This is a genomic window from Virgibacillus sp. MG-45 (assembly GCF_036409425.1).
Taxonomy (GTDB): Bacteria; Bacillota; Bacilli; order Bacillales; family Amphibacillaceae; genus LDC-1.
Genome location: NZ_JAXOFU010000003.1, coordinates 180,092 through 205,350, shown reverse-complemented (window position 1 = coordinate 205,350; position 25,259 = coordinate 180,092). Strand labels below are relative to the sequence as shown.

The following is a 25,259-nucleotide window of genomic DNA, read 5'->3' as shown; positions in this document are numbered from 1 at the left end:
TCTCTCCTTTCGCTCTTATCTATTTCTTTAGTGTAAACTATTCTTGCTTTCCTAATGCAATCGACCGTTTACGTGCGCTTTCTACACAAGCTATAACCGCTTCTTGAAATTGGCATTTATTTAATACTTCGATACCTGCTTCGGTTGTTCCTCTTTTACTGGTAATTTTCTTACGAAGCTCTGCTGCTGGCTCAGTTGATGCTTTTAGCATTTCTCCTGCACCTAACACTGTTTGGCTAATTAATTGCTTTGCGATAAGTGGTTCTAAGCCTGCATCGATTGCTGCTTTTTCCATCGCTTCTACGAGGTAATAAATATATGCAGGACCACTCCCAGAAATACTTGTTACCGTATGCATATTCGCTTCTTCGACCGTCACCGTTAAACCAATCGTATCGAATAATGCCTTCGTCAATTGAAGCTGTGCCGCTGTAGCGAATTTTCCAGCTGAGATAGCTGTAGCCGATTGACCAATAGCAGCAGATGTATTTGGCATTGCTCTTACAATAGGTATCTGCTTATCAATGAGCTCTCCAATATAATCTGTTGATATCCCTGCAATAACAGAAACAATTAATTGATCCTCATGTAAATAAGAACGAACGGACTCTACCGCAGTTTCGATGTCATAAGGTTTTGTTGATAGAACGACAATATCTGCTGCTTCAATAACCGCTCTTTTATTTTCCGGATATTGAACATGATATCGTTGTTCAAGACGTGCAACCCTATCTTGATTGCTTTTATTTATCACATTGATCGAATCTGCTGAGACAAATTTGCTTTTTAATATTCCAGCAATAATCGCCTCTGCCATCGAACCTGCACCAATAAATACAATTTTTTTATCCATACGAATTTTCCTCCTATGATTTCGATTTCCTTCCTCCATACAAAAAGCCCAGATCCATCCTCTCTATAGGACGGACTGAGCTCCGCGGTACCACCTAACTTAGCATGCAATGCATGCCCAACTCTTCCTTTGATAACGCAGGAAACTGCGGTCAGTTTTAGCTGACGACTCCGAGGTAGGTTCACACATGCTGGAGCAGATGGGACCTTTCAGCCGATGAATCCCAATTTCTTTCAGTCATACATGTGCTACTGGCCTGATCATAGTCTGTCTATTGGACTTAATCTATATTCTTATCGATCACAAGCTTTTAGTATTGTTATGTACTATATGTTGTCTCGATAAAATTGTCAAGAGTAAAAAGGACGTTTATTTACTTTTAAATAAATGTTCCATTCTTTTCTATAATTATGCCACTTCTTTCGATTATAATAGAAGAGAACAGTGATTATTACGCACGTAAGAAAAGAGGAAACAATAGTGGATATAAAAGATTTACAACGCTTAAAAGTAGCTAGAAATGAAATTACACGGCTTATGATGACGTATAAATTTGGACAAGATGAAGTAAATACAAAGCTAATGATTTTAAAAGAAGAATTTCAGCATTTCCATGACTATAATCCTATAGAGCATATTAAATCACGGATCAAATCACCGGAAAGTATTTTAAAAAAGCTAATTCGTAAAAACCTTGAAATCTCACTTGATTCGATTCAAGAAAACATTCATGATATTGTTGGCTTTCGGATTGTTTGCTCCTTTGTCTCTGATATTTATCGCATTCGTGATATGATTCAACAACAAAAAGATATCACCCTTATTTCATGCAAGGACTATATTAAATATCCGAAACCAAATGGTTACCAAAGCTTACATTTAATTATCTCTATTCCTGTATTTATGTCCGATAGAGAAGAGCAAGTATATGTCGAAATTCAAATTCGAACTGCTGCCATGGATTTTTGGGCAAGCCTAGAGCATAAAATCTATTATAAATATGACAAGCAAATTCCAGCACATCTCTTACAGGAACTAAAGGAAACTGCCCATATTGCAAATAGCTTAGATATAAGAATGGAGAAGCTCCATCATGAAATACAGCATATTAAAGACTTAAACGCAACGGAGGAAAGTCTTCATACAATGCAGCTAAATGATGAGAATTTCCATTTACCACTCTCTCTTTTAACTTCATTAACGAAACAAGAAGAAAGCGATCTATCCGAATAACAAAATAAAACTACTGCAAATGCAGTAGTTTTATTTTTTATCTCCAATATTTATGCGCTAATTTATAAAATGGAGGAGGTAGAGGGATTCGAACCCCCGCGGGCTTTGACACCCCTGTCGGTTTTCAAGACCGATCCCTTCAGCCAGACTTGGGTATACCTCCATAATCAACATGTTTTAATATACAATAATATACGAACGGTGTCAATTACTTTTCAACATGAAATAACATACCAAAATATACCATAAGTAACTACCTACGCTTTTTAAACGCTAAAAGTAAACATCACCTGCCAGCAAATGAAGAGCCGGCAAGTGATTGTCATTTACTTTATTACTTCTTTTCCACCCATATATGGACGCAGCACCTCTGGAACAACAACTGTTCCATCCTCCTGCTGATAATTCTCTAGAATTGCTGCTACGGTACGGCCAATTGCCAATCCAGAGCCATTTAATGTATGAACAAATTCTGGTTTGCCATTCGGTTCGCGACGGAAGCGAATGCCTGCACGTCTTGCTTGAAAATCTTCAAAATTCGAGCAAGAAGAAATTTCTCGATACGTATCCTGACTTGGAATCCAAACTTCAATATCGTATTTTTTGGCAGCTGTGAACCCTAAATCACCTGTACACATAGACATCACGCGATAAGGAAGCTTTAACAATTGTAGCACCCTTTCTGCATGTCCTGTTAATGCTTCCAGCGTATCATAGGAATCCTCAGGCTTTGCAAAATGGACAAGCTCCACTTTATTAAATTGATGCTGACGAATTAACCCACGGGTATCTCTGCCAGCAGATCCTGCTTCTGAACGAAAGCTTGCACTATAGGCAACATATTTTTTCGGTACTTCATTTGGCGAAAGAATTTCCTCCCGATGAAAATTCGTTACTGGAACCTCTGCTGTTGGTACCATGAAATAATCCCATTCTTCGAGTTTAAATGCATCCTCTTCAAACTTTGGTAGCTGTCCGGTTCCAGTCATACTTGTACGGTTCACAATATATGGTGGAAGCATTTCCTCATAGCCATGCTCATCTGCATGTAAATCCATCATGAAATTCAATAACGCACGCTCAAGTCGAGCTCCAAGCCCTTTATAAAATACAAAACGGCTTCCAGTTACCTTTGCAGCTCTTTCAAAATCAAGAATTCCTAAATTCGTTGCAATATCCCAATGTGGCTGTGCTTCAAACGTAAATGCAGGAACCTCACCCCATTTACGAGCTTCTACATTATCTTCCTCATCTTCACCAACAGGAACACTTTCATGTGGGATGTTTGGGATCGACAAAAGGATATTTGCTAGCTGTTCTTCTATTTCTTTTAATTCTTTATCAAATGCAGCTATTTTATCGCCAACTTCGCGCATTTCTTTTATAACTGCCGCTGCATCTTTTCCTTCTTTCTTTAAGATCGGAATTTGCTTGGAAACTTCATTTCTTCTCGCCTTTAAGCTTTCTGTGTCATTAATTAATGCACGTCTTCGTTGATCAAGATCTCCAAATCGATCTAATTCTGATAAATCTTCTCCACGATGGGATAATTTTTCTTTTACTTCATCAAAGTGATTGCGCAAATATTTCATGTCAAGCATGATATTCACTCCTTATTTTATTTATAATTAAATACAAAAACTCCCGTCCCTAGTAGTAGGGACGAGAGTTGAATTCCCGCGTTGCCACCCTTATTGAAGATAATCTATCTTCCGGCTTTTCGTGATAACGGCACGGACCCGGGTGTACTTATGAGGAGAATGCTCCTTTTCAGTTCACCAGTTCAAGGATGGATTCACAATGCTCCTTCATCGATTCTCACCAGCCATCGACTCTCTTGAGAATAGAGCAACGCTACTATTTCCTCTCATTACTGTTCAGTTTATTATGCATTATCATAGCTGATTTTCACACGATATGCAAGTAAGGTAACTGTCTTATTCAAATTTTAGTTAAACCAACCTTTTACCATATCCACAATAGAACTGAATATGTCGGCAAAGAAGCCGCCAATAGCATCAAGTGTAAGCATAAACCAGTTACTTTTCTCAACTGTTTCCGTTGCTACAACATCAACTACGTGCTTTTTATTTTCAAAGATATATCCTGCGTCTTCTCCCTTGTAAACAAGTTCAGCGGTACCAATTTTTTCACCCTTCTTAACAGGTGCGACTAAAGCGCCTTCCTTGTCCAACTTATCTTTATCTAAATGATACGTAACCGTATAATTTTTTTCGTCACCCTGTTGAACAGGGACTGTTAATGGTGCATTTGTTGCGATAGCAACTTGATCTTCTTTTCCTTTAACAACGTCAATCGTAGCTTTATCCTTTAGTTGATAGCCTGCTGGAAAAAGCTCTTTGCTATTAAAATTATTATATCCATAATCAAGTAATTTTGCCGTTTCTTTAAATCGTGCTGGAATACTATCTGTTTTCATGACAACAGAAATCAGACGTTGACCATTTCGTTCTGCAGTTCCAGTAAAGCAATAGCCCGCAAGATCGGTATGACCGGTTTTTAAACCGTCCACTCCTTCATAATAGAACTGCTTAAAATTCACACTGTCATGTGGCAGCATCCAGTTCCAATTATCAATCATATGCCCATCAAATTCTGTTTGCGGCACTCTAGAAACTTCTAATGCCTCAGGATGGTCGTTTACTAAGTGATAGGCTAAAAGTGCTGAAGATCGTGCAGACATATAATTAATTCCATCCGGCTCTGTTCCTTTTGGATAATTATCACCTAAATCAGCATTTTCTAAGCCAGTTGAATTTACGAATTCAAAATCAGGGAGTCCCATTTCTTTCCCTTTTTTATTCATCATTTTAACGAATTCGCCTTCTGATCCTGCTACAAGCTCAGCAAGTGCGATTGTTGTTGCATTATCGGAATTAATAGCCATTGCATTATATAAATCGCGTACCTTATAATCAACATCCTGCGTTAAACCTGTACCTGAGGATGAAATATCAGCCGAAATTTTATAGGCATAATCACTAATTTGCGTTGTCGTATCCCACGTGATTTTCCCTGCTTCAATCGCTTCTAAAACAAGGTATTCCGTCATCATTTTTGTCATGCTGGCTGGAGGTAATTTCATATCAGGATTTTTAGAAAATAAAATTTTTCCTGTCTCCGCATCAACTAAAATAGCTGACTCAGCAGCTATATCTAATGTACTTGCTGCTTGTGCAGATTGAGTTGTCATAAATGGTGCAATTACGACGAGAAGTGCCATCCACCATACGATGCCTTTAATAAATTTGCGTTTCAACTTTCTCTACCTCCACTATAACTCACTTTTTTAAAATCATGTACTATATATATCGAACGTTCTATTACAAACGTGAACTCCTTTCGCAAAAAGCATGTCGAATTGAGTAAACATACGTTGATATTTTAACATAAAATATCAATAAAAAATAGACGGGTAAAATTGCCCATCTATTTTAAAAATATATAACTGCTGCAGTTTACCTTATAAAGAATAATTTGGGGCTTCTTTCGTAATTTGCACATCATGTGGATGACTTTCACGTAATCCAGCATTTGTAATACGGACAAATTGCCCATTTTCACGTAAAGCTTCAATCGTATTTGTTCCACAATATCCCATACCAGCCCGAAGACCGCCGACAAGCTGATGTAATGTATCTGCTAAAGGTCCTTTATAAGCGACTCTACCTTCAATCCCTTCAGGAACCAACTTTTTGGCATCATCTGTATCCTGAAAATATCGATCCTTCGAGCCTGCTTTCATTGCTCCTACTGATCCCATGCCACGATAAACTTTATAGCGACGTCCTTGATAAATTTCTGTCTCACCAGGGCTTTCAGATACCCCTGCAAACATACTTCCAAGCATGACGGCATGTCCACCCGCAACAAGTGCTTTAACAACATCTCCAGAATATTTAATTCCGCCATCGGCAATAATTGGTACACCATACTTTTCTGCTTCTTTTGCACAATCATATATCGCAGTTATTTGTGGTACGCCAACTCCTGCAACAACACGTGTTGTACAAATCGATCCTGGTCCAATCCCAACTTTAACAATGGTTGCTCCTGCATCAATTAATGCCTTTGTTCCCTCTGGAGTAGCTACATTGCCAGCAATAATATTTAAATCCGGATATGTTTCACGCACACGTTTAACTTGTTCGAGAACGCCTTTTGAGTGTCCATGTGCCGTATCAATGACAATAACATCCACACCCGCTTCTACCAACTTCTCGATACGCTTCATTGCATCCCCAGTAACACCAACAGCAGCACCTGCAAGTAATCTTCCTTGATCATCCTTTGCTGCATGTGGGAACTCAATGACCTTTTCAATATCCTTGATCGTTATTAGTCCTTTAAGTACATTGTGCTCATCTACAAGTGGTAGCTTTTCAATTTTATGCTGCTGCAGCAGCTTTTCTGCCTCTTCTAATGTTGTGCCAACAGAAGCAGTTACAAGATTTTCACTTGTCATCACTTCCCGAATTGAAATAGAGTAATCTTGAATAAAGCGAAGATCACGATTCGTAATAATGCCGACTAATTTTTGTTCTTCAATCGTATTTACGATCGGAACCCCAGAAATTCGGAATTTACCCATTAGATGCTCTGCATCAAAAACTTGGTGGTCTGGTGTTAAAAAGAACGGATTCGTAATGACGCCACTTTCTGAACGTTTCACCCGATCTACTTGCTCTGCTTGCTCTTCGATTGACATATTTTTATGAATAATCCCAAGTCCACCTTGGCGAGCCATTGCAATTGCCATTTCAGCTTCTGTTACAGTATCCATTCCAGCACTTATAAAGGGAATATTAAGCTTTAAGCTGTTGGAAAGCTCTGTACAAACACTCACTTCTCTTGGTAAAACTTCTGACTTTGCAGGGATTAACAACACATCGTCAAATGTTAATCCTTCTTTGACAAATTTATCATCACGCATGGAAATCCTCCTCTAGTTTTTATTCGCTAATAAAAAAACGCAGTTAGGCTAAGCTAAACAAGTACATCTATTTCTAATTACAATACGGTATCAGCCTTTATTTTTCAATCCTATATTTCAGGGAAAACAAAAGAAAATACATTCAAAATTTTAAAACATTTTAAGGGTGATCAGATGAACACAAATGAAATTAATGATTTTTACATATATTTGCAATCGCAGCAATCTGCAAGACATTTTCTTCAGACTTGCTATAAAAAGCTACCACAAGTTGATGCAGAAGCAAAAAGCTATGAAAATTGTACAACCTTCATGTACTACCTTGAACATGGAAGGAAATTTTATGAGACAGGAAAGCAAGTAGATATTGTAATGCAGCCAATGTTATTTTTTTATGGGATGGTTCATTTGGTAAAGGCCTGTCTCTTAACGAAAAGACCTAATTATCCAGAATCTACCACGATTCTTGCTCATGGAGCTTCTACACGGAAACGTAAAAAAAAGAATTACACCTTTCTTACAGATGAAGTGAAAATCCAACATCAAGGATTATTTCCTTATTTTTCTGAGCATCTCTTTTCCACTAAACGCATCCCGTTTCAAAAATTAAACATGGAGGAATTGCTTGGATTAATTCCAGAGCTTCACATTCTTTTTCAAATGCAGCATAAAAAAAAGCTCGAATCGATTGGTAAGCTTGGTGACACGATGCTCGCGTTTCCACCATCGATCCTTGATCAATATCATTTAACAAAAAAAGCATTTCTATCCCGGATTCAACCATATTTACCACAGATTCAACATACAAACCAACTGCAAGATTCTATTGTCATTGAACTAGAGCAGCCAGTATTCCATGCAAGCGGACCATTATTTATCCATCAAAATGAAACACTTTACTTCCCCTCATCTCGTGATAATTTCTGGCCGATATCTGAAGTAATGGTGCATTATTTATTGCTGTATAATTTGAGTATGCTTAGTCGATATGAAGCGGAATGGTGGGGCGATTTGCTCGTTACGAAATCGGAAATCGATTATCCTTTTATTCTCCGCTTTTTACAAATAACAGAAGCTAAAATTCCGTTTCTACTTGGTACAGAGCTCTATAAAATGGTTTAAGGTCAAAGCGAATAATTCGCTTTGACCTTGTTGTTAGCTTTCACTAATTTCACTAATATATAAGGAAGGATGATCTGTTAACTTCAGTAATTCTTCATTTTGATCTAGACGAATAATCGGTCTTGTTGGTGACTGTTTATCTATAAAAACAATGGCACCGGTTTGACCATCAGAAAGACGCACGCGCATCCCGATCGAAAAATGCGTTAAGCATTGAATAAAGGTATGTACAATGGCGGGATCGAACCTTGTGAATTGTTCAACCTGAAGCTCCTCGATCACTTTAAATGGCGATTGCTTTTCACGATAATTCCGTTCACAGGTCATGGCGTGATACGTATCACAAACAGCAATGATTTTGGCATACAAATGAATCGTATCACCTTTAAGCCCTAATGGATAACCGCTTCCATCCTCTCGCTCATGGTGCTGTAGAATTGTAGTTTTTATTGCCTTTGTAACAGCTGGGATTGATTTAACCATGCGATACGAATAGGTTGGATGAAGCTTTACTTGCTCCATATCAGCTGCTGTTAACGTTTGTTGCTTCGTAATGATAGAGTGATCAATTTTCGCCATACCAGCATCACTTAAAAAAGCTGCCAGCCCTATCTGTATCCATTCCTGTTTCGGTAAATCCATTTTCATTCCTATATAGGCGGATAGCATCCCAATTGCAACACTATGGTGATAAAAATAAGCTTCCTTTGTTGCCTCATGATGCAGTGTAAACACTGCTGTTCCAATTTCACGAACTCGCTCTAGTAACGGGATTATCAACATGCGTACTTTTTTGATATCCACGGTAATACCACTCTGCCATTGTGAAAAAAGCGATTGATAATCGTTTACCACAAGATGATAATGGGCATTAAAAGGCATGCTATCTTGCTTTGTCAATGAAATATCTGGTTGTGCTTCTTGTGTTGGTTGTGTTTGGTTATTTTGCGGTTGAAATAGTTCTCCTGCTTCTAGCTTTGTAGAAACATCGACTTCTGTAACTAAAAATCGTTCTAAAACTACAATATGCTCGCTTGTTAGCACAGTATTTTTATGCATAATAGGACGGTTTGTTTTACCTTTGACATCATTCAATAAAATACAACCTGGAACCAATTGTGAAGCTTTTACCCGCATTTCATATCCTCCCAACTGAATATTCACTATCCAATGCTACGATAGAAAAAAACGTTTAGATGTGAAGAAATCGGCCTTCAATAGCCGATTTCTTCCTTCCATCCATTTATTCTTCCTCTGGTTGATTATCCTGTTGTTGATCCGCTGAATTTACTTCTTGTTGCGCTAGCTCTACTGATTCCTCTTCTTCTTCATCTTTCTCAATCTTTGCAACGGTAGCTACTTCTTCATCCTCCTGTAAACGGATGAGGCGTACACCTTGCGTATTTCTACCTGTTTGCGAAATATCTTGAACAGGCGTTCGAATTAAGATACCAGCTGCTGTAATAAGCATAATATCTTCTTCTCCAGTAACTGCTTTTACAGCTACAACATGTCCTGTGTCATCATTTAGCTTACAAGTAAAGATACCCTTACCACCTCGACGAGTGATTCGGTATTGATCTTCCGGTGTCCGCTTTCCAACACCTTTGTTAGTCACATGTAATATTTGCAAGCCTTCTTCAAGTATCTCCATAGACACTACTTCATCATCGCCACGGAGTGAAATACCACGAACCCCACTTGCCGTTCTTCCCATTGATCTCACTTGTTCTTCTGGAAAGCGAATTAAATAGCCATGCTTTGTAGCAATCATAATATCCTTTGTACCATCCGTTAAACGAACAGAAATGAGCTCATCCTCATCACGAAGACCGAGTGCAATTAACCCACCTTTTCGGATATTGGCAAATTGCGATAGTTCCGTGCGTTTGGAAATCCCGTGCTTCGTAGTAAAGAATAAATAGGCATTCTCACTAAATTCATTTACAGATATAACAGCATTTACCCATTCTCCTTTTTCTATTTGCAGGAGATTGATAATTGGAAGTCCTTTTGCGGTTCGACTAAATTCCGGAATTTCATAGCCTTTTACGCGATATACCTTTCCTTTATTCGTAAAGAAAAGAATCGTGTCATGGGTAGAAGTCGAAACTAAATGTTCCACAAAATCGTCTTCATTCGTTCCCATTCCTTGAATACCTCGTCCACCACGTCGTTGCGCACGATAGGTTGAAGAAGGTAATCGCTTAATATAGCCATGATGTGTTAAGGTAATGACGATATTTTCTTCTGGAATAAGGTCTTCATCCTCAAAAAATCCTGCGCCACCAGCCATTATTTCCGTACGACGGGCATCACCATAGCGTTCTTTAATTTCAGTAAGCTCTTCACGAATAATTTCAAGTACTCGCTCTTCATTCGCTAAGATTTCCTTTAATTCCCCAATAAGCTTTAGAAGCTCTTTATATTCGCTTTCAATCTTTTCACGCTCTAGTCCTGTTAATCGTTGTAAACGCATATCTAAGATTGCCTGTGATTGCTTTTCTGATAGCTTAAAGCGTTCCATTAATCCTTGTCTTGCAATATCAGCAGTTTTCGAACTACGAATTAATGAAATCACTTCGTCTAAATGATCTAATGCAATGCGCAAGCCTTCAAGAATGTGTGCACGAGCTTCTGCTTTACGTAATTCAAATGCAGTACGTCGTTTAATAATGACAATTTGATGATCAATATAGTGCTGTAATGCTTGCTTCACAGATAACACTTTTGGTTGTCCATCAACTAATGCCAGCATGTTTATCCCGAAAGTCGTTTGTAATGCCGTATATTTATATAAATTATTTAAAACAACATTTGCATTGGCATCACGGCGTAACTCCATAACTACACGCATTCCATTCCGATCTGATTCATCCCGAAGATCGGTAATCCCTTCAATCCGCTTTTCGCGTACATGATCGGCAATTTTTTCGATAAGCTTCGCTTTGTTTACCTGATATGGTAGCTCGGTTACAATAATTTTTGTTTTACCATTGTTCTGCTCTTCGATATCAACCTTTGCACGAAGGGTTATCGAGCCTCTACCGGTTTCATACGCTTTGCGAATTCCGCTTCTTCCTAATATTTGTCCTGCAGTTGGAAAGTCAGGTCCTGGTAAATGATTTTCCATAATTTCTTCTACCGTTATATCTGGGTCCTTACTTATCGCCAATACAGCATCAATTGTCTCACTTAAATTGTGTGGAGGAATATTCGTTGCCATCCCTACAGCAATCCCTGAAGCACCATTCACTAATAAGTTCGGGAAACGTGCTGGAAATACAACTGGTTCCCGTTCTGATCCATCATAGTTATCAGCATAATCAATCGTATCTTTATTAATATCACGCAAAAGCTCCATCGCGATTTTTGACATTCTTGCTTCGGTATAACGCATTGCCGCAGCTGAGTCACCATCAACCGATCCAAAATTTCCATGCCCATCAACAAGCATGTTTCGATAACTGAAATCCTGCGCCATTCTTACCATTGCCTCATATACCGCGGAATCACCATGCGGGTGATACTTACCAATAACCTCGCCTACGATACGAGCTGATTTTTTATATGCTTTATCTGCATGCATTCCTAAATCATTCATCGCATATAAAATTCTTCGATGAACAGGCTTTAGCCCATCTCTAACATCAGGTAATGCACGCGATACAATAACACTCATTGCATAATCAAGAAATGAAGTACGTATTTCCTGACTAATATTTATCTCCTGAACACTTGGACGTTCTTGTTCTGCCATTTTCAGTAACCTCCTAAAAAACACCGAACATTTTGCTCGTGTGATCCATATCGATTATCAAACGATGAAGTAATGCTCCACCATTTTGTATTTCGATCTTTTTCTACTTCTTTACATATGGATATAGCCGTTGATCGTCCTATACATCCAGGTTTTTCACATACTGGGCATTTTCTTCGATAAAGTTCCTTCTCGGCTCAACCTTGTCTCCCATTAAAACATCAAAAACCTGATCTGCATCAATTGCATCGACAAGCTCAACTTGAAGCAGTGTACGTGTATCAGGCGACATCGTCGTTTCCCAAAGCTGTTCGGCATTCATTTCACCAAGACCCTTGTAACGCTGTAAGCCTGGCTTCGGTTGTTTTGGAATTTCGTCTAAAATACGATCAAGCTCTTTATCATCGTATGCATAATGAACAGCTTTTCCTTGTTGAACTTTATACAATGGTGGTTGCGCAATATAAATATAACCACTCTCAATTAATGGCCGCATATACCGATAGAAAAAGGTTAATAATAAAGTTCGGATATGGGCGCCATCCACATCAGCATCGGTCATAATAACAATTTTATGATACCTTGCTTTCGAAATATCAAAATCCTCGCCAATTCCTGTTCCAAGAGCTGTAATGATCATCCGAATCTCATTATTGGATAATATTTTATCGAGTCGGGCTTTTTCAACGTTTAAAATCTTACCACGCAATGGTAAAATCGCTTGAAAATGACGATCTCTTCCTTGCTTTGCAGATCCTCCCGCTGAATCACCCTCAACAATGTACAATTCACTAATCTTCGCATCACGTGATGAGCAATCAGCTAATTTACCTGGTAGATTAGAGATTTCTAAGGCGCTTTTTCGTCGTGTTAAATCACGGGCCTTTTTCGCTGCCATCCGGGCACGCGAAGCCATCAATCCTTTATCAACGACAATTTTTCCGATGGATGGATTTTCAAATAAAAATTTAGAAAACGCATCACTAAAAATGGAATCGGTAATTGTTCGGACTTCACTATTTCCAAGCTTTGTTTTCGTTTGTCCCTCAAATTGAGGATTAGAATGTTTAATAGATACGATCGCTGTTATACCTTCACGAACGTCATCTCCTGAAAGATTCGTATCATTTTCCTTCAACATACCGTTCTTGCGAGCATAATCATTAATCACACGAGTGAGCGCTGTTTTAAAGCCAGATTCATGGGTTCCACCTTCATACGTATGAATATTGTTCGCAAATGAGTAAATATTACTTGAAAAGCCATCATTGTATTGAACAGCTACATCAACGGTAATCCCTTCTTCTTCACCTTCAGCAAAAAACGGCTCATGAAGTACTTCCTTCGTGCGATTAATATACGCTACGTATTCGCTAATTCCGCCTTCATAATAAAATGTATCTGGCTCTTTTTCTACTCGTTTATCTTCAAGCGTAATGCGAATACCTTTGTTTAGAAAAGCTAATTCACGTAAACGCTGACTTAAAACTTCATAATCATAAACAATACTTTCTGTAAAAATTTCTGGATCAGGCTTAAAATGTGTTGTTGTTCCAGTAACATCTGTTTCACCAATTACTTTTAATTCTTCTTTTGGTACACCTCGTTCAAAGGCTAAAAAATGAATTTTTCCATGGAGATGAACGTACACTTCTAAATTAGAAGACAACGCATTAACAACAGAAGCACCTACACCATGTAAGCCCCCTGATACTTTATATCCGCCACCACCGAATTTCCCACCGGCATGAAGTACAGTCATAATGACTTCAACAGCTGGTTTTCCTGTTTTCTTTTGAATATCAACAGGAATTCCTCGACCATTATCTTTTACGGTAATACTATTGTCTTCTTCAATAATAATTTGGATATGATCACAGTAGCCTGCTAATGCTTCATCAATACTATTATCAACTATTTCCCAAACGAGGTGATGCAATCCTTTTTCACTTGTTGAACCGATGTACATCCCAGGTCTTTTTCGTACAGCTTCCAGGCCTTCAAGGACTTGGATCTGGTCGGCATTATACGTTTGTTCTTGTATGATTTTTTCTTCCATAGCCATTTTACACATCCATTTCCATTCAATTATTCAAGCTTTGCTCGAGTTCTGTTGAATAATCGTCGAGTTTGCTTATTGTTGAGATCATACTTGCACGCTTTTTAAGTGTTGAAACAGATAACGTGCTGAAATAAATATACGCTGTCGTGATGACTACTGATTTTGCATTTTTTTCTGGACCGACAATACTTTTTTTGTTTGCCGTTATCATCTCTTCCATAATGCTGGAGGATGATATGATATTTCGATCAATAATCGTAACAATTTCGTTGGAATGTATAACATTGTCATTCCCGATATGAATGAACATTATAATACCTCCGCATTTAAATTATGGAGCAACACTACCGTTATGAATTCGAAAAAGCTCTGCCTTATTCAAGGTTTCATGATGAATCCCTTCTACACTTGTTGTTGATACAAAGGTTTGTACCTTTCCTTGAATCGTGTTCAACAAATGGGATTGGCGATAATCGTCAAGTTCACTTAACACATCGTCGAGAAGAAGAATAGGATATTCTCCAACTTCATTATGGATTAATTCTAGCTCCGCTAGCTTTAATGATAATGCGGTCGTTCGTTGCTGTCCCTGTGATCCATAGGTCTGCACATCTTTTCCATTTACATAAAAAAGAACGTCGTCGCGGTGTGTTCCGATTAATGTAGTGCCTCGTTCGATTTCCTTTTGCTCGATTTGGGCAAATTTTTCCAAGTATATAGCTTCTATTTTCTCCCTACTAGACGCTTCTAATACTTCAATCGTAGGAGAATACCTTATTTCAAGCTGCTCTAGTTCACGACTGATCCCTTGATGGATTGGCTGTGCCCATTTTCTAAGAAGCTCTAAAAAAGAAAAGCGTCGCTCGAGGATATTTGTAGCGTGTACAATCAATTGTTCTGTAAGCACATGCAGCATCGTTGTATCCTGTGATGGCTTACGCTGCATTTGCTTTAACAAATGATTTCGTTGCTTTAATATTTTTTGATATTGTCCAAGGTGATAAATATACGTTGGTTGGATTTGTCCGAGTTCCATATCAATAAATCGTCTGCGAACTTGTGGTGGACCTTTAACAAGTGTTAAATCCTCTGGTGCAAACATCACTACATTCAGTGCACCAATATAATCACTTAGTTTTTTCTGCTCGATTCGATTTCGTTTTGCTTTTTTACCTTTAGATGAAATAATAATCTCCAGTGGAAAAGCTTGGTTGCGCGCATGAATCCTTCCTTCTACCTTGGCAAAATCTGCTTCCCATTGGATAAGCTCTTTTTCCCTCGGAGTCCGATGTGATTTCGTAAATGCGAGCAAGTAAATTGCTTCCATTAGGTTCGTTTTTCCTTGTGCGTTTTCACCAATGATTACATTTACTTTATCGTCAAAGGAAAGCTCTAATTCATCATAATTTCGGTAATGCTTTAAATTTAAATGTTCAATATGCATGCAAATTCCTCATTTTTCTTGAAACCGTCCATTTTGTCGGATGCATTTCAACTAGACATCTGATCTGCCATGTTTATCCATGCTCTTTGCGTGAAACGAGATAAGAACCTATACCTTCTACTTCAACAACATCATTTGGATAAAGCTTTCGCCCACGTCGTTGCTCTAGCTCTCCATTTACCAGCACCCCTTGCTCCTGCAGAAAGACTTTTACCATTCCTCCAGAATCAAGAATATTGGCAAGCTTGATAAACTGACCGAGTGTAATAAATTCTGTATTAATTTCGATTTTTTCTTGCAATTTTCCTCACCAGACTCTTCATGAAATTTTATCCGCCTTGATAATCTAAAAAGTGTCTATTCCTATTTTACTAAAGTTTTTGTGTTAAGGAAAGGATTGACCCTAGAAATGTATAAAAACAGCTTAAAAAGTGCTTAAAATTGTTTTTTCGGATATATTAATGCATATTCATACGCTAGCCAAACACGAAAATTAGCTTTAGGTAAAACAAACCCTCACCCATTTAAACTAACGTTGTCGGGTGAGGGTTATTTTTTAGAGTTATAAAGATTTACATGCCTGTTTTAACAAGTTTAATAGGTTCGCACCGGTAGAATAAGTTGTAATATTTGATCATCATTTACAGGCTGGATAATAAATGGACGCATCGCACCAGTGAAATTAATTTTCACATCCTCGACCTCCATTGCTTTCAGTGCATCCAGCATATATTTTGCGCTAAAAGATATTTTAAGTTCTTCTCCTTCAAGAGATTGGACAGATACTTCTTCTGAAACGCGACCGATTTCTGGAGAATTACTCGTAATTTCTAGTTGATTATTATCCAATGTTGTTAACCGCACAACATTATTCCGTTCTTCTTTTGCTAAAAGTGAAGCACGATCAATTGTATGGATGAGATCCTTTGTTTTAGCTTGGATTACAGTTTTACTTTGCTCTGGAATTAATCGTGATGTTTCGGGATAATTCCCATCAAGCAAGCGTGATAAGAAATTTAAATGCTTTGTTTGAAAAAGCACTTGATTATTTGTCACACTTATTTCTACTGTTTCCTCTGAATCATCCAACGTTTTATACAATTCGTTTAAGCTTTTACCTGGAATAACGACATTTGCAAATTCTACATTGCTTGCTTCTACTGGAATCGTCCGTGAAGCTAAGCGGTGACTATCTGTTGCTGTGAAATGTAAGCTTCCACCCTGTAATGTCACACTTACACCTGTTAATATCGGGCGTGTTTCCATAGCAGAAACAGCAAATACTGTTTGCTTAATCATTCCTTTTAGTAAATCAATTGGCATTGTAAAGCTATCATCGGTTTGTAGCTTTGGTAATTGTGGATATTCTTCTGCACTTTGTCCATTTAAATTAAACTCAGCTTTTCCAGAACGAATAATTACTTTTAAATTAGCATCCGCTTCGATTTCAACTGTTTGTTCTGGAAGCTTTCGAACAATTTCCGAAAAGTAACGTGCTTGCAATACAATGCTTCCTGGTTTAATTTCTTCTACGTACACGTTTCCGTCGGATTCTTGTGGAATAAACGATTCAATGGAAATATCAGAATCACTGCCTGTTAGCGTTATTCCATTTGGACTAGCCTCGATTTTCATACCTGTTAATATCGGAATTGCGGTTCTGGAAGAAATCGCTTTTGAAACATCTTGTACACTTGCTAATAATTGATCACGTTGGATAATAAATCGCATAAAAAATCCTCCTAATGGGATGGTATATATTTATTTATTTTTAATAAAAATATAATAATAAAAGTAATAAGGCGTGTGAGTATGTGGATAACATGGAAAAGTCTATTTTTATTATACTTATCCCCATGTGGATAAACTGTTTACAACTAAGTACGTTCATCCACGCTATTCACATGTGAATAATTTAAAAAGATTTGATTTCTTCTTTAATTTCCTCAATTTCTTTTTGGAGTAATGTATCCGAGTCAATCATTTTGGCAATTTTTTCGTGTGCATGAATGACTGTTGTATGATCACGCCCACCAAATTCCTCTCCAATTTTCGGCAATGACGAATCTGTCAGCTCTCGTGAAAGATACATCGCAATTTGACGAGGAAACGCGATTGATTTCGTCCTTTTTTTAGCAATAAAATCTTCTAATTTTAAGTTGTATTTTTCGCCAACCACTTCTTGGATTTTCTTTATGGTAACTACTTTAGGCTTATTGCTTGGAATAATATCTTTTAATGCATCTGCAGCAAGCGCCGCATCAATATCTTGATTCACTAAAGATGAATAGGCAACGACGCGAATTAATGCGCCTTCAAGCTCACGGATGTTCGTATCAATTTGGTTCGCAATATAGAGCATGACCTCATTCGGAATATCTAATCCTTCTGCTTTAGCTTTTTTTGTTAAAATTGCAATTCTTGTTTCCAAGTCAGGTGGTGTAATATCCGTTATCAGACCCCACTCAAAACGGGATCGCAATCGATCTTCAAGCGTCGGTATTTCCTTCGGAGGTCGATCACTTGAAATGATAATTTGTTTATTTTCTTCATGTAGCGCATTAAATGTATGGAAAAACTCTTCTTGTGTTGACTCTTTTCCAGCAATAAATTGAATATCATCAATTAATAACACATCAACATTCCGATATTTATTGCGGAAATTTGCTGTTTTGTTTTCCATAATGGCATTAATGAATTCATTCGTAAATTTCTCTGAGGTTAGATAAACAACCTTTGCATTTGGATTATGATCGCGTACATAATGGCCGATTGCATGCATGAGATGCGTTTTACCTAATCCTACGCCACCATAAATAAAGAGCGGATTATATGCTTTAGCAGGTGCTTCTGCGACTGCTAAAGAAGCAGCATGTGCAAAGCGATTCCCAGAGCCAATGACAAATGTATCAAATACATACTTTGGATTTAGCATGGACTTTTTCATTTCTTCTCCAGCAACGACTTGCTTTGGAGGCTTTGGAGATGCCTCAAACAAATCCTTCTCCATTGCTGCATCTGGAATAATAAATTTTACCATTAAGGTAGAACCTGTAATTTCTGCTACCATTTCGGTAATTAATTGTGTGTATTGCTCCTCTAACCAGTCACGTGCGAATTCATTTGGTGCGGAAATAGTTAATGTTTTGCCTTCTATTTTTTCTGCCTTTGTATTTTTAAGCCACGTATCAAAGCTCGGCTTACTTACTTTTTGTTCGATTAATTCTAATGTAGCTGTCCATAATTCACCGATGTTTTCCAAACTGGTTTCACCCCTTTCAATAATTGTTTAAGCGAAATGATTTTTGCTCTATATGGACAGTAGCTGTCTCATTTCTTTTGAATTTGTCGCTTTTTGTCTTTTCTAAGGCCGATCATAATTAGCCGTTATGTAACATAGAAATAGATGAAAAAGCCTCTCTCGATCTATTTGCATACAAAAAGATGGAAAGGCAGGCTGGATAATTTAATTGCAACTACGTAATTATTGTAGAATTCAATTTAGAGTATGTGGATAGCTCGTGCGTGATTGTGTATACGTTATGACTGGTTATAAGCAATATCCACATTATTGTTGATAAGTAAATAAACAGAGGTGTGAACAAATGTCCACAGTTTATCCACAGTCTGTGTATAAGTGATATTTCCTGTATACTTTTACACATGTTAAAACACAACTATAATATCAAATAAATATCATTGGTGCAAGGTTTTTCGACAGTTATCCACAATATCTACCCATTGTAGACAAAATCTATCCACACTACTATATTTTGTGGTTAACTTGTCGATAATTGTTGTGGATAGAAAATATGAATGATAAACTTATTAAATCTTGTTGTGGATAATAAAAAGTGACGAGTTTAAATTGTGTCCTGAATATTTTTTAGGAAGGGAAGTTGACAGATATAGATGGTTTTCAGTATAATTACAAAGACTGTCTTATGGATATGTTTTATTTTGGATTTTGGAGATCCCTCAGGGAGGTGCAAGATAGATGAAAAGAACATTTCAACCAAATAACCGTAAAAGAAAGAAAGTACACGGCTTCCGTTCACGAATGAGTACAAAAAACGGACGTAAAATATTAGCTCGTCGCCGTCGTAAAGGAAGAAAAGTACTATCTGCATAGGCCACTGAACATGTCAGTGGTCTTTTTTACACGATTAGACATCAATGATAATAATGGAATAAGAATGTAAAAAGGATAGAATAGCGTACTTAGAATCAATGTTTATCCGATTTATTTGGAGGGTTTACATTGTTTTTGCTGCATGAATCATTAGTTTTGTGCAAAGATAGTTTCTGTCCAGTTGCTGCAATTCGTAAAGGTGATCAAAATGAAAAAAGCATTTCGTGTAAAAGACAATAAAGAATTTCAAGCTATTTTTAATCATGGGAAATCATTTGCAAATCGTCAGCTCGTTATTTATTATTTACAAAAATCCGAGCAAACGCATTTTCGAGTTGGCATATCCGTTGGAAAGAAGATAGGTAATGCTGTTGTAAGGAATCGAATTAAACGTTATATTCGCCAAGCCTTTCAGGAAATGGATGCGTTGATTCAGCCGAATTATGACATCATTATTATTGCAAGAAATCCTACAAAGGATATGGGTTTCCATGAGATAAAAAAAAGCTTAAACCATTTATTATTTAAAGAAAAACTATTCAAGAAATAAATGGGTAGATTTTAATAGAATCTTTGCGCCATTTAATGATAAAATAAGATGTAATATGGTGGTTATACTTGGGGTTGTTTAGTTAGGAGGAAATAGATTGCGTAAAAAAGGTTTATTGCTTTTGCTATTGGTTGGACTAGTTGCATTGCTTTCTGGTTGTACAGAAATCAATGAGCCAATCAATGCAGAAAGCACAGGAATTTGGAACAAATATTTTGTTTATCCAATGTCATTAATGATTACATATTTTGCAGAGCTATTTAATAATAATTATGGGTTAGCAATTGTTATTGTAACCATTATTATCCGTTTAGTATTATTGCCACTGAACGTGAAGCAACTAAAAAGCTCTAAAGCAATGCAAGATATTCAACCAGCTCTAAAAGAGTTACAGCAAAAATACGGTTCAAAAGATGCAAATACACAGCAAAAGCTACAACAGGAAACGATGGCATTGTTCCAAAAGCATGGTGTTAATCCACTTGCAGGATGCCTGCCTGTTCTAGTGCAAATGCCGATCTTAATTGCGATTTATCACGCAATTATGCGTAATGAACAAATTGGTTTACATTCCTTTTTGTGGTTTGAATTAGGTTCACCGGATCCATTCTATATTTTGCCACTTGTGGCTGGAGCTGCAACCTTCCTACAACAAAAACTAATGATGGCTGGTAGTCCAGCAGCTCAAAATCCGCAAATGATGGTAATGCTTTACGTCATGCCGATTATGATCGGTGTATTTGCGATGTTCTTCCCAGCAGCGTTAGCACTTTACTGGGTAGTTGGTAATATTTTCATGGTCGCTCAAACAATTTTCATCCGAAAACCAATGATGAAGGATGAGAAAAATGGAGGAGACAAAAAGTGAGACAAATAACTGCTAGTGGACAAACGGTAGATGAAGCGGTCCAATCAGCATTAGAGCAGTTAAACACCACACGGGACCAAGTAGAAGTTGAAGTTATTGATGAAGGAAAAAAAGGGCTTCTTGGCGTATTTGGATCAAAGCGTGCGATTGTAAAAGTAACCATTTTGAAGAATCCAATCGAAGAAGCAGAAAAATATTTAAAAGAAGTTATTCGCAATATGGGTGTAGAGGCTGAAATTACCGGTTCTATCGAAGGGAATCATATTACGTTCGATGTAACTGGTGAAAAAATCGCTCTTTTAATCGGAAAGCGCGGACAAACCTTAAATGCCCTTCAATATTTGACACATTTAGTTATTAATAAAGATAAAAAGCAGTATTATACAGTCACGGTTGATGCAGAAGGATACCGTGCAAGAAGAAAAGAAACGCTAGAAACGTTAGCTATTCGAATGGCTGAAAAAGCACTTCACTTGCAAAAGGTCGTGGAGCTAGAGCCGATGCCAGCATATGAACGGAAAATTATTCATAGTGTGCTTCAAACAAGAGATGATGTAAGCACATACTCTGATGGTGTTGAGCCACATCGACATATCGTTATTAAGCCATAATTAAACCCCGATACACGAATGTATCGGGGTTTTTTTTGCTGCCAATGAATGGTTTTCTCCGATTTTAGTTTTAAATTCCGTTTTTCCACATTTATTTTTTCCGCGCACCAGAAAACGATTAAAACCCGTGTAGACTTATACACATGTGGATAAAAAGGGAATAGAAAGTGAAAAATAATCCTTGTGGATAAGTTTATTTTTCATTAAAATTATGGTATTCTATTACATTAGTGACGGAAAAAAGTCACTATAAAATAAACGTATAATGGAATTATTCATATAAATCATTGCATCGATTTAAAAGAAGATAGGAGGTGACGAGATGGAAACAGATACAATAGCAGCAATTTCTACACCGGTTGGAGAAGGAGCCATTGCGATCGTACGGTTAAGTGGTGTCGATGCAGTAGCAATAGCAGCATCTATATTTCAAGGGAAAAATTTAAAGGAAGTAGCTTCCCATACGATTCACTATGGAAAAATTATGGATCCAGATACAAATGAAGTAGCAGAGGAAGTTATGGTTTCCGTCATGCGCGCACCAAAAACATTTACGAGGGAAGATGTCGTTGAAATAAATTGTCACGGTGGCATGGTGGCTGTTAATCGTGTTTTAGAAATTATGTTAGCTAAAGGTGCGAGATTAGCAGAGCCAGGTGAATTTACGAAGCGTGCTTTTTTAAATGGAAGGATTGACCTTTCACAGGCAGAAGCTGTTATGGACTTGATTCGTGCCAAAACAGATAAAGCAATGACGGTTGCTTTAAAGCAAATGGATGGCAGATTATCTAAAATGATACAAAAATATCGACAGTCCCTGTTAGAAACGGTTGCACATGTGGAAGTGAATATCGATTATCCAGAATATGATGATGTGGAAGAGATGTCTCATGAGCTAATGCGTGAGAAAACAAAAGCCGTTCACAAGGAAATTGAAGAGCTTTTACAAATTGCGAAGCAGGGAAAGATATTAAGAGAAGGATTATCTACCGCGATTATCGGTCGTCCGAATGTCGGAAAGTCCTCGTTAATGAATACATTAGTGCAGGAAAATAAAGCAATTGTAACTGAGATACCAGGGACAACGCGAGATATTATCGAGGAATATGTAAATGTACGTGGTGTACCACTTCGCTTAGTTGACACAGCAGGTATTCGGGAAACAGAGGATATCGTTGAAAAAATTGGTGTAGAACGGTCACGCCAAGTATTAAAAGAATCGGATCTTATTTTGTTTGTGCTTAATTATAATGAAAAGCTTTCAGAAGAAGATCGAAAGCTTTTTAAAGCAATTGAAGGGCTAGAGTATATCGTTATTATTAATAAAACAGATTTAGCGCAACAGCTGGATATGGATGAAGTAGAAAGACTAGCAATGAATCGTCCAGTTATTACAACCTCCTTGATTGAAGAACAAGGGATAGATGAGCTGGAAGCAGCAATTGCCAATGTCTTTTTCGCTGGAGACATTGATACCGGTGATTTAACCTATGTATCTAACGTTCGTCATATCCAGTTATTAAAACAAGCAAAAGCGGCACTCGAAGATGCGATGCAAAGCTTAGAATTAGGCATGCCGTTAGATATTGTGCAAATTGATGTAACGAGAACGTGGGAATTATTAGGAGAAATTATTGGCGATACTGCTAGTGATAGCTTAATTGATCAATTGTTTTCTCAATTTTGTTTAGGAAAGTAACGCGTATTTGACAGCGTGAGAAATAGAAAAATTCACAGAAGAAAGGATGAAAAGAAATGGTATATGATGCAGGACATTACGATGTAATCGTTGTAGGTGCAGGTCATGCTGGAAGTGAAGCAGCACTTGCTGCTGCAAAGATGGGTGCGAAAACATTAATCCTCACGCTTAACCTGGATATGATTGCATTTATGCCTTGTAATCCGTCTATCGGTGGACCAGCAAAAGGAATTGTTGTTCGTGAAATAGATGCTTTAGGCGGTGTTATGGCAAAAGTAATTGATAAAACGTATATCCAAATGCGTATGCTGAATACTGGTAAAGGACCAGCAGTGCAAGCATTACGTGCACAAGCAGATAAACCGCTGTATATTCAAGAAATGAAGCAATTGATTGAAAATGAAAAGAATATAACCCTTCGACAAGGCATGGTAGATGAACTTATTATCGAGGACGGCATTTGTAAAGGAGTTATTACAGAAACACACGCAGCCTATCATGCGGAAACGGTAATTGTTACAACAGGAACATTTATGCGTGGAAAGGTTTTAATGGGGGATCTCGAGTATGAGAGTGGACCAAATAATCAGCGTCCGACAATAAAACTGTCAGAAAATCTAGAGAAGCTTGGTTTGGAAATTACCCGTTTTAAAACAGGAACCCCTCCACGTGTAAATAGTCATACGATTGATTATTCAAAGACGGAAATTCAACCAGGAGATGAAAAACCACGTGGGTTTTCTTATGAAACGACCGAGTTTATTACAGAACAAATTCCTTGTTGGTTAACGTATACGAATGAATTTACGCATAAAATTATTGATGATAATCTAAGTCTTTCAGCTATGTATTCCGGGATGAAGCGCGGAACAGGTCCACGTTATTGTCCATCAATTGAAGATAAAATCGTCCGCTTTCATGATAAGCCGCGACATCAAATATTTTTAGAGCCTGAGGGACGGAATACAGAAGAAATATATGTACAAGGCTTATCCACATCGCTACCTGAATCGGTACAGCATGAAATGGTACGATCCGTGCCAGGTTTAGAAAATGCTGAAATAATGCGTCCAGGTTATGCAATTGAGTATGATGCATTAATTCCTACCCAGCTGTGGCCAACATTAGAAACAAAGAAAATAGCTGGTTTATTTACTGCTGGTCAGATCAACGGAACGTCAGGCTATGAAGAAGCGGCCGCACAAGGCTTGATGGCAGGTATTAATGCAGCAGCAAAAGTGCTCGGCAAAGAACCGGTTATTCTTGACCGCTCACAAGCATATATTGGCGTTTTAATTGATGATTTAGTAACGAAAGGAACAAAAGAGCCATATCGTTTGTTAACCTCTCGTGCAGAATATCGTTTGCTTCTTCGCCACGATAATGCAGATCTTCGGTTAACTGCGCTTGGTCATGAGCTAGGTTTAATTTCTAATGAAAGATATGATCGTTTTCTCCTTAAAAAGCAACAAGTAGAGGAAGAAATGAACCGACTCCGAAAAATAGTGATTAAACCAAATGCTATCGTGCAAGAAGTGCTTCAAGAAGCAGAGGCTTCACCTCTAAAAGAAGCGGTGAAAGCAGCAGATTTATTGAAGCGTCCTGAAATGTCTTATGCACTAATAGAGCGACTCATCGAAGCAAATGAATCGCTAACGAGTGATATAAAGGAACAGGTAGAAATCCATATTAAGTATGAGGGCTATATTAAGAAAGCCAACGAACAAGTGGAACGAATGCTTAAAATGGAAGACAAAAAAATTCCCGAAAATATTGATTATGATGCCATTAGTGGAATAGCTACAGAAGCTAGGGAAAAACTGAAGACAGTTCGTCCGCTTTCTGTAGGGCAAGCTTCTCGAATTTCTGGTGTCAATCCTTCTGATATTTCGATCTTACTCGTATATATTGAGAATGGAAAAATTGCCAAGCTCGCTAATTAAGAATTGGCAATGAAGCAACTGTGTAAAA

General features: G+C 37.7%; 20 protein-coding genes, 1 tRNA gene and 1 other annotated feature. Of the genes, 8 read left to right on the top strand and 13 right to left on the bottom strand.

Annotation, left to right across the window (positions count from 1 at the left end):
* Positions 1-37 precede the first annotated feature (37 nt).
* Positions 38-853 carry a pyrroline-5-carboxylate reductase gene (gene proC / locus SPK86_RS05050; RefSeq protein WP_284140680.1) on the bottom strand — a complete coding sequence of 272 codons (816 nt, stop codon included), beginning with the start codon at positions 851-853 and terminating at the stop codon, positions 38-40.
* Positions 854-1,390: 537 nt separating this feature from the next.
* Between proC and SPK86_RS05045 the strand changes: the two genes are divergently transcribed.
* Positions 1,391-2,086, top strand: a complete 696-nt coding sequence (locus SPK86_RS05045; RefSeq protein ID WP_443089759.1) for a GTP pyrophosphokinase — start codon at positions 1,391-1,393, stop codon at positions 2,084-2,086.
* Positions 2,087-2,156: 70 nt separating this feature from the next.
* Here the strand turns inward: SPK86_RS05045 and SPK86_RS05040 are convergent.
* From SPK86_RS05040 to guaB, 4 genes are all read right to left on the bottom strand, one after another.
* Positions 2,157-2,249 (bottom strand) — tRNA-Ser (locus tag SPK86_RS05040).
* A 163-nt stretch (positions 2,250-2,412) separates the two neighbouring features.
* On the bottom strand, positions 2,413-3,687 hold the full coding sequence (gene serS, locus SPK86_RS05035) for a serine--tRNA ligase (RefSeq protein ID WP_330948796.1): 1,275 nt from the start codon (positions 3,685-3,687) through the stop codon (positions 2,413-2,415).
* Positions 3,688-3,741: 54 nt separating this feature from the next.
* Positions 3,742-3,966 (bottom strand) — a binding site (T-box leader).
* Positions 3,967-4,034: 68 nt separating this feature from the next.
* Positions 4,035-5,366 carry a D-alanyl-D-alanine carboxypeptidase family protein gene (locus SPK86_RS05030; protein WP_443089755.1) on the bottom strand — a complete coding sequence of 444 codons (1,332 nt, stop codon included), beginning with the start codon at positions 5,364-5,366 and terminating at the stop codon, positions 4,035-4,037.
* Between the two features lie 204 nt (positions 5,367-5,570).
* Positions 5,571-7,040 carry an IMP dehydrogenase gene (gene guaB / locus SPK86_RS05025; protein WP_330948795.1) on the bottom strand — a complete coding sequence of 490 codons (1,470 nt, stop codon included), beginning with the start codon at positions 7,038-7,040 and terminating at the stop codon, positions 5,571-5,573.
* A 174-nt stretch (positions 7,041-7,214) separates the two neighbouring features.
* On the opposite strand from guaB, the gene SPK86_RS05020 reads away from it, so the two are divergent.
* A complete protein-coding gene (locus SPK86_RS05020; RefSeq protein ID WP_284140676.1) occupies positions 7,215-8,162 on the top strand; it encodes a YaaC family protein in 948 nt (315 codons plus the stop codon).
* 33 nt (positions 8,163-8,195) lie between these two features.
* Here SPK86_RS05020 and SPK86_RS05015 read toward each other — a convergent pair whose 3' ends face one another.
* The 8 genes from SPK86_RS05015 to dnaA form a co-directional block, all read right to left on the bottom strand.
* Entirely contained in the window at positions 8,196-9,299 is a 1,104-nt protein-coding gene (locus SPK86_RS05015; RefSeq protein ID WP_330948794.1) for an HD-GYP domain-containing protein, read from the bottom strand.
* Positions 9,300-9,405: 106 nt separating this feature from the next.
* A complete protein-coding gene (gene gyrA / locus SPK86_RS05010; protein ID WP_284140674.1) occupies positions 9,406-11,922 on the bottom strand; it encodes a DNA gyrase subunit A in 2,517 nt (838 codons plus the stop codon).
* Positions 11,923-12,061: 139 nt separating this feature from the next.
* Positions 12,062-13,987, bottom strand: coding sequence for a DNA topoisomerase (ATP-hydrolyzing) subunit B (gyrB, locus tag SPK86_RS05005; protein WP_443089754.1), 1,926 nt, complete (start codon positions 13,985-13,987; stop codon positions 12,062-12,064).
* A 19-nt stretch (positions 13,988-14,006) separates the two neighbouring features.
* Positions 14,007-14,294 carry an extracellular matrix regulator RemB gene (gene remB, locus SPK86_RS05000; RefSeq protein WP_284140673.1) on the bottom strand — a complete coding sequence of 96 codons (288 nt, stop codon included), beginning with the start codon at positions 14,292-14,294 and terminating at the stop codon, positions 14,007-14,009.
* Between the two features lie 21 nt (positions 14,295-14,315).
* Positions 14,316-15,428 carry a DNA replication/repair protein RecF gene (gene recF / locus SPK86_RS04995; RefSeq protein WP_284140672.1) on the bottom strand — a complete coding sequence of 371 codons (1,113 nt, stop codon included), beginning with the start codon at positions 15,426-15,428 and terminating at the stop codon, positions 14,316-14,318.
* 73 nt (positions 15,429-15,501) lie between these two features.
* The gene (yaaA, locus tag SPK86_RS04990; RefSeq protein WP_284140671.1) at positions 15,502-15,729 is read right to left on the bottom strand and encodes a S4 domain-containing protein YaaA; all 228 of its coding nucleotides are present in this window, start codon (positions 15,727-15,729) and stop codon (positions 15,502-15,504) included.
* 293 nt (positions 15,730-16,022) lie between these two features.
* Positions 16,023-17,159, bottom strand: a complete 1,137-nt coding sequence (dnaN, locus tag SPK86_RS04985; RefSeq protein WP_330948793.1) for a DNA polymerase III subunit beta — start codon at positions 17,157-17,159, stop codon at positions 16,023-16,025.
* A 184-nt stretch (positions 17,160-17,343) separates the two neighbouring features.
* Positions 17,344-18,690, bottom strand: coding sequence for a chromosomal replication initiator protein DnaA (gene dnaA / locus SPK86_RS04980; RefSeq protein ID WP_284140669.1), 1,347 nt, complete (start codon positions 18,688-18,690; stop codon positions 17,344-17,346).
* A 735-nt stretch (positions 18,691-19,425) separates the two neighbouring features.
* Here dnaA and rpmH point away from each other — a divergent pair.
* From rpmH to mnmG, 6 genes are all read left to right on the top strand, one after another.
* Positions 19,426-19,560, top strand: coding sequence for a 50S ribosomal protein L34 (gene rpmH, locus SPK86_RS04975; RefSeq protein ID WP_284140668.1), 135 nt, complete (start codon positions 19,426-19,428; stop codon positions 19,558-19,560).
* Between the two features lie 208 nt (positions 19,561-19,768).
* Complete coding sequence (rnpA, locus tag SPK86_RS04970) at positions 19,769-20,110, top strand: ribonuclease P protein component (RefSeq protein WP_284140667.1); 342 nt, start codon at positions 19,769-19,771, stop codon at positions 20,108-20,110.
* A 97-nt stretch (positions 20,111-20,207) separates the two neighbouring features.
* On the top strand, positions 20,208-20,978 hold the full coding sequence (spoIIIJ, locus tag SPK86_RS04965) for a YidC family membrane integrase SpoIIIJ (RefSeq protein ID WP_284140666.1): 771 nt from the start codon (positions 20,208-20,210) through the stop codon (positions 20,976-20,978).
* The gene (gene jag, locus SPK86_RS04960; protein WP_284140665.1) at positions 20,975-21,589 is read left to right on the top strand and encodes an RNA-binding cell elongation regulator Jag/EloR; all 615 of its coding nucleotides are present in this window, start codon (positions 20,975-20,977) and stop codon (positions 21,587-21,589) included. Before spoIIIJ ends, jag begins: the two co-directional genes overlap by 4 nt.
* Before the next feature lie 322 nt (positions 21,590-21,911).
* Positions 21,912-23,288, top strand: coding sequence for a tRNA uridine-5-carboxymethylaminomethyl(34) synthesis GTPase MnmE (mnmE, locus tag SPK86_RS04955; protein WP_284140664.1), 1,377 nt, complete (start codon positions 21,912-21,914; stop codon positions 23,286-23,288).
* Positions 23,289-23,344: 56 nt separating this feature from the next.
* Positions 23,345-25,231: a tRNA uridine-5-carboxymethylaminomethyl(34) synthesis enzyme MnmG gene (gene mnmG, locus SPK86_RS04950; RefSeq protein WP_330948792.1), complete on the top strand. Its 1,887-nt coding sequence runs from the start codon at positions 23,345-23,347 to the stop codon at positions 25,229-25,231.
* The last annotated feature ends 28 nt before the right edge of the window (positions 25,232-25,259 follow it).

Bases quoted from the DNA above. Each gene is read 5' to 3' on its own strand.
- proC (WP_284140680.1), bottom strand. From the start codon at position 853: ATGGATAAAAAAATTGTATTTATTGGTGCAGGTTCGATGGCAGAGGCG.
- dnaN (WP_330948793.1), bottom strand. From the start codon at position 17,159: ATGCGATTTATTATCCAACGTGATCAATTATTAGCAAGTGTACAAGAT.
- guaB (WP_330948795.1), bottom strand. From the start codon at position 7,040: ATGCGTGATGATAAATTTGTCAAAGAAGGATTAACATTTGACGATGTG.
- SPK86_RS05045 (WP_443089759.1), top strand. From the start codon at position 1,391: ATGATGACGTATAAATTTGGACAAGATGAAGTAAATACAAAGCTAATG.
- mnmG (WP_330948792.1), top strand. From the start codon at position 23,345: ATGGTATATGATGCAGGACATTACGATGTAATCGTTGTAGGTGCAGGT.
- SPK86_RS05015 (WP_330948794.1), bottom strand. From the start codon at position 9,299: ATGCGGGTAAAAGCTTCACAATTGGTTCCAGGTTGTATTTTATTGAAT.
- remB (WP_284140673.1), bottom strand. From the start codon at position 14,294: ATGTTCATTCATATCGGGAATGACAATGTTATACATTCCAACGAAATT.
- rpmH (WP_284140668.1), top strand. From the start codon at position 19,426: ATGAAAAGAACATTTCAACCAAATAACCGTAAAAGAAAGAAAGTACAC.
- SPK86_RS05020 (WP_284140676.1), top strand. From the start codon at position 7,215: ATGAACACAAATGAAATTAATGATTTTTACATATATTTGCAATCGCAG.
- serS (WP_330948796.1), bottom strand. From the start codon at position 3,687: ATGCTTGACATGAAATATTTGCGCAATCACTTTGATGAAGTAAAAGAA.
- gyrA (WP_284140674.1), bottom strand. From the start codon at position 11,922: ATGGCAGAACAAGAACGTCCAAGTGTTCAGGAGATAAATATTAGTCAG.
- rnpA (WP_284140667.1), top strand. From the start codon at position 19,769: ATGAAAAAAGCATTTCGTGTAAAAGACAATAAAGAATTTCAAGCTATT.
- recF (WP_284140672.1), bottom strand. From the start codon at position 15,428: ATGCATATTGAACATTTAAATTTAAAGCATTACCGAAATTATGATGAA.
- gyrB (WP_443089754.1), bottom strand. From the start codon at position 13,987: ATGGCTATGGAAGAAAAAATCATACAAGAACAAACGTATAATGCCGAC.
- mnmE (WP_284140664.1), top strand. From the start codon at position 21,912: ATGGAAACAGATACAATAGCAGCAATTTCTACACCGGTTGGAGAAGGA.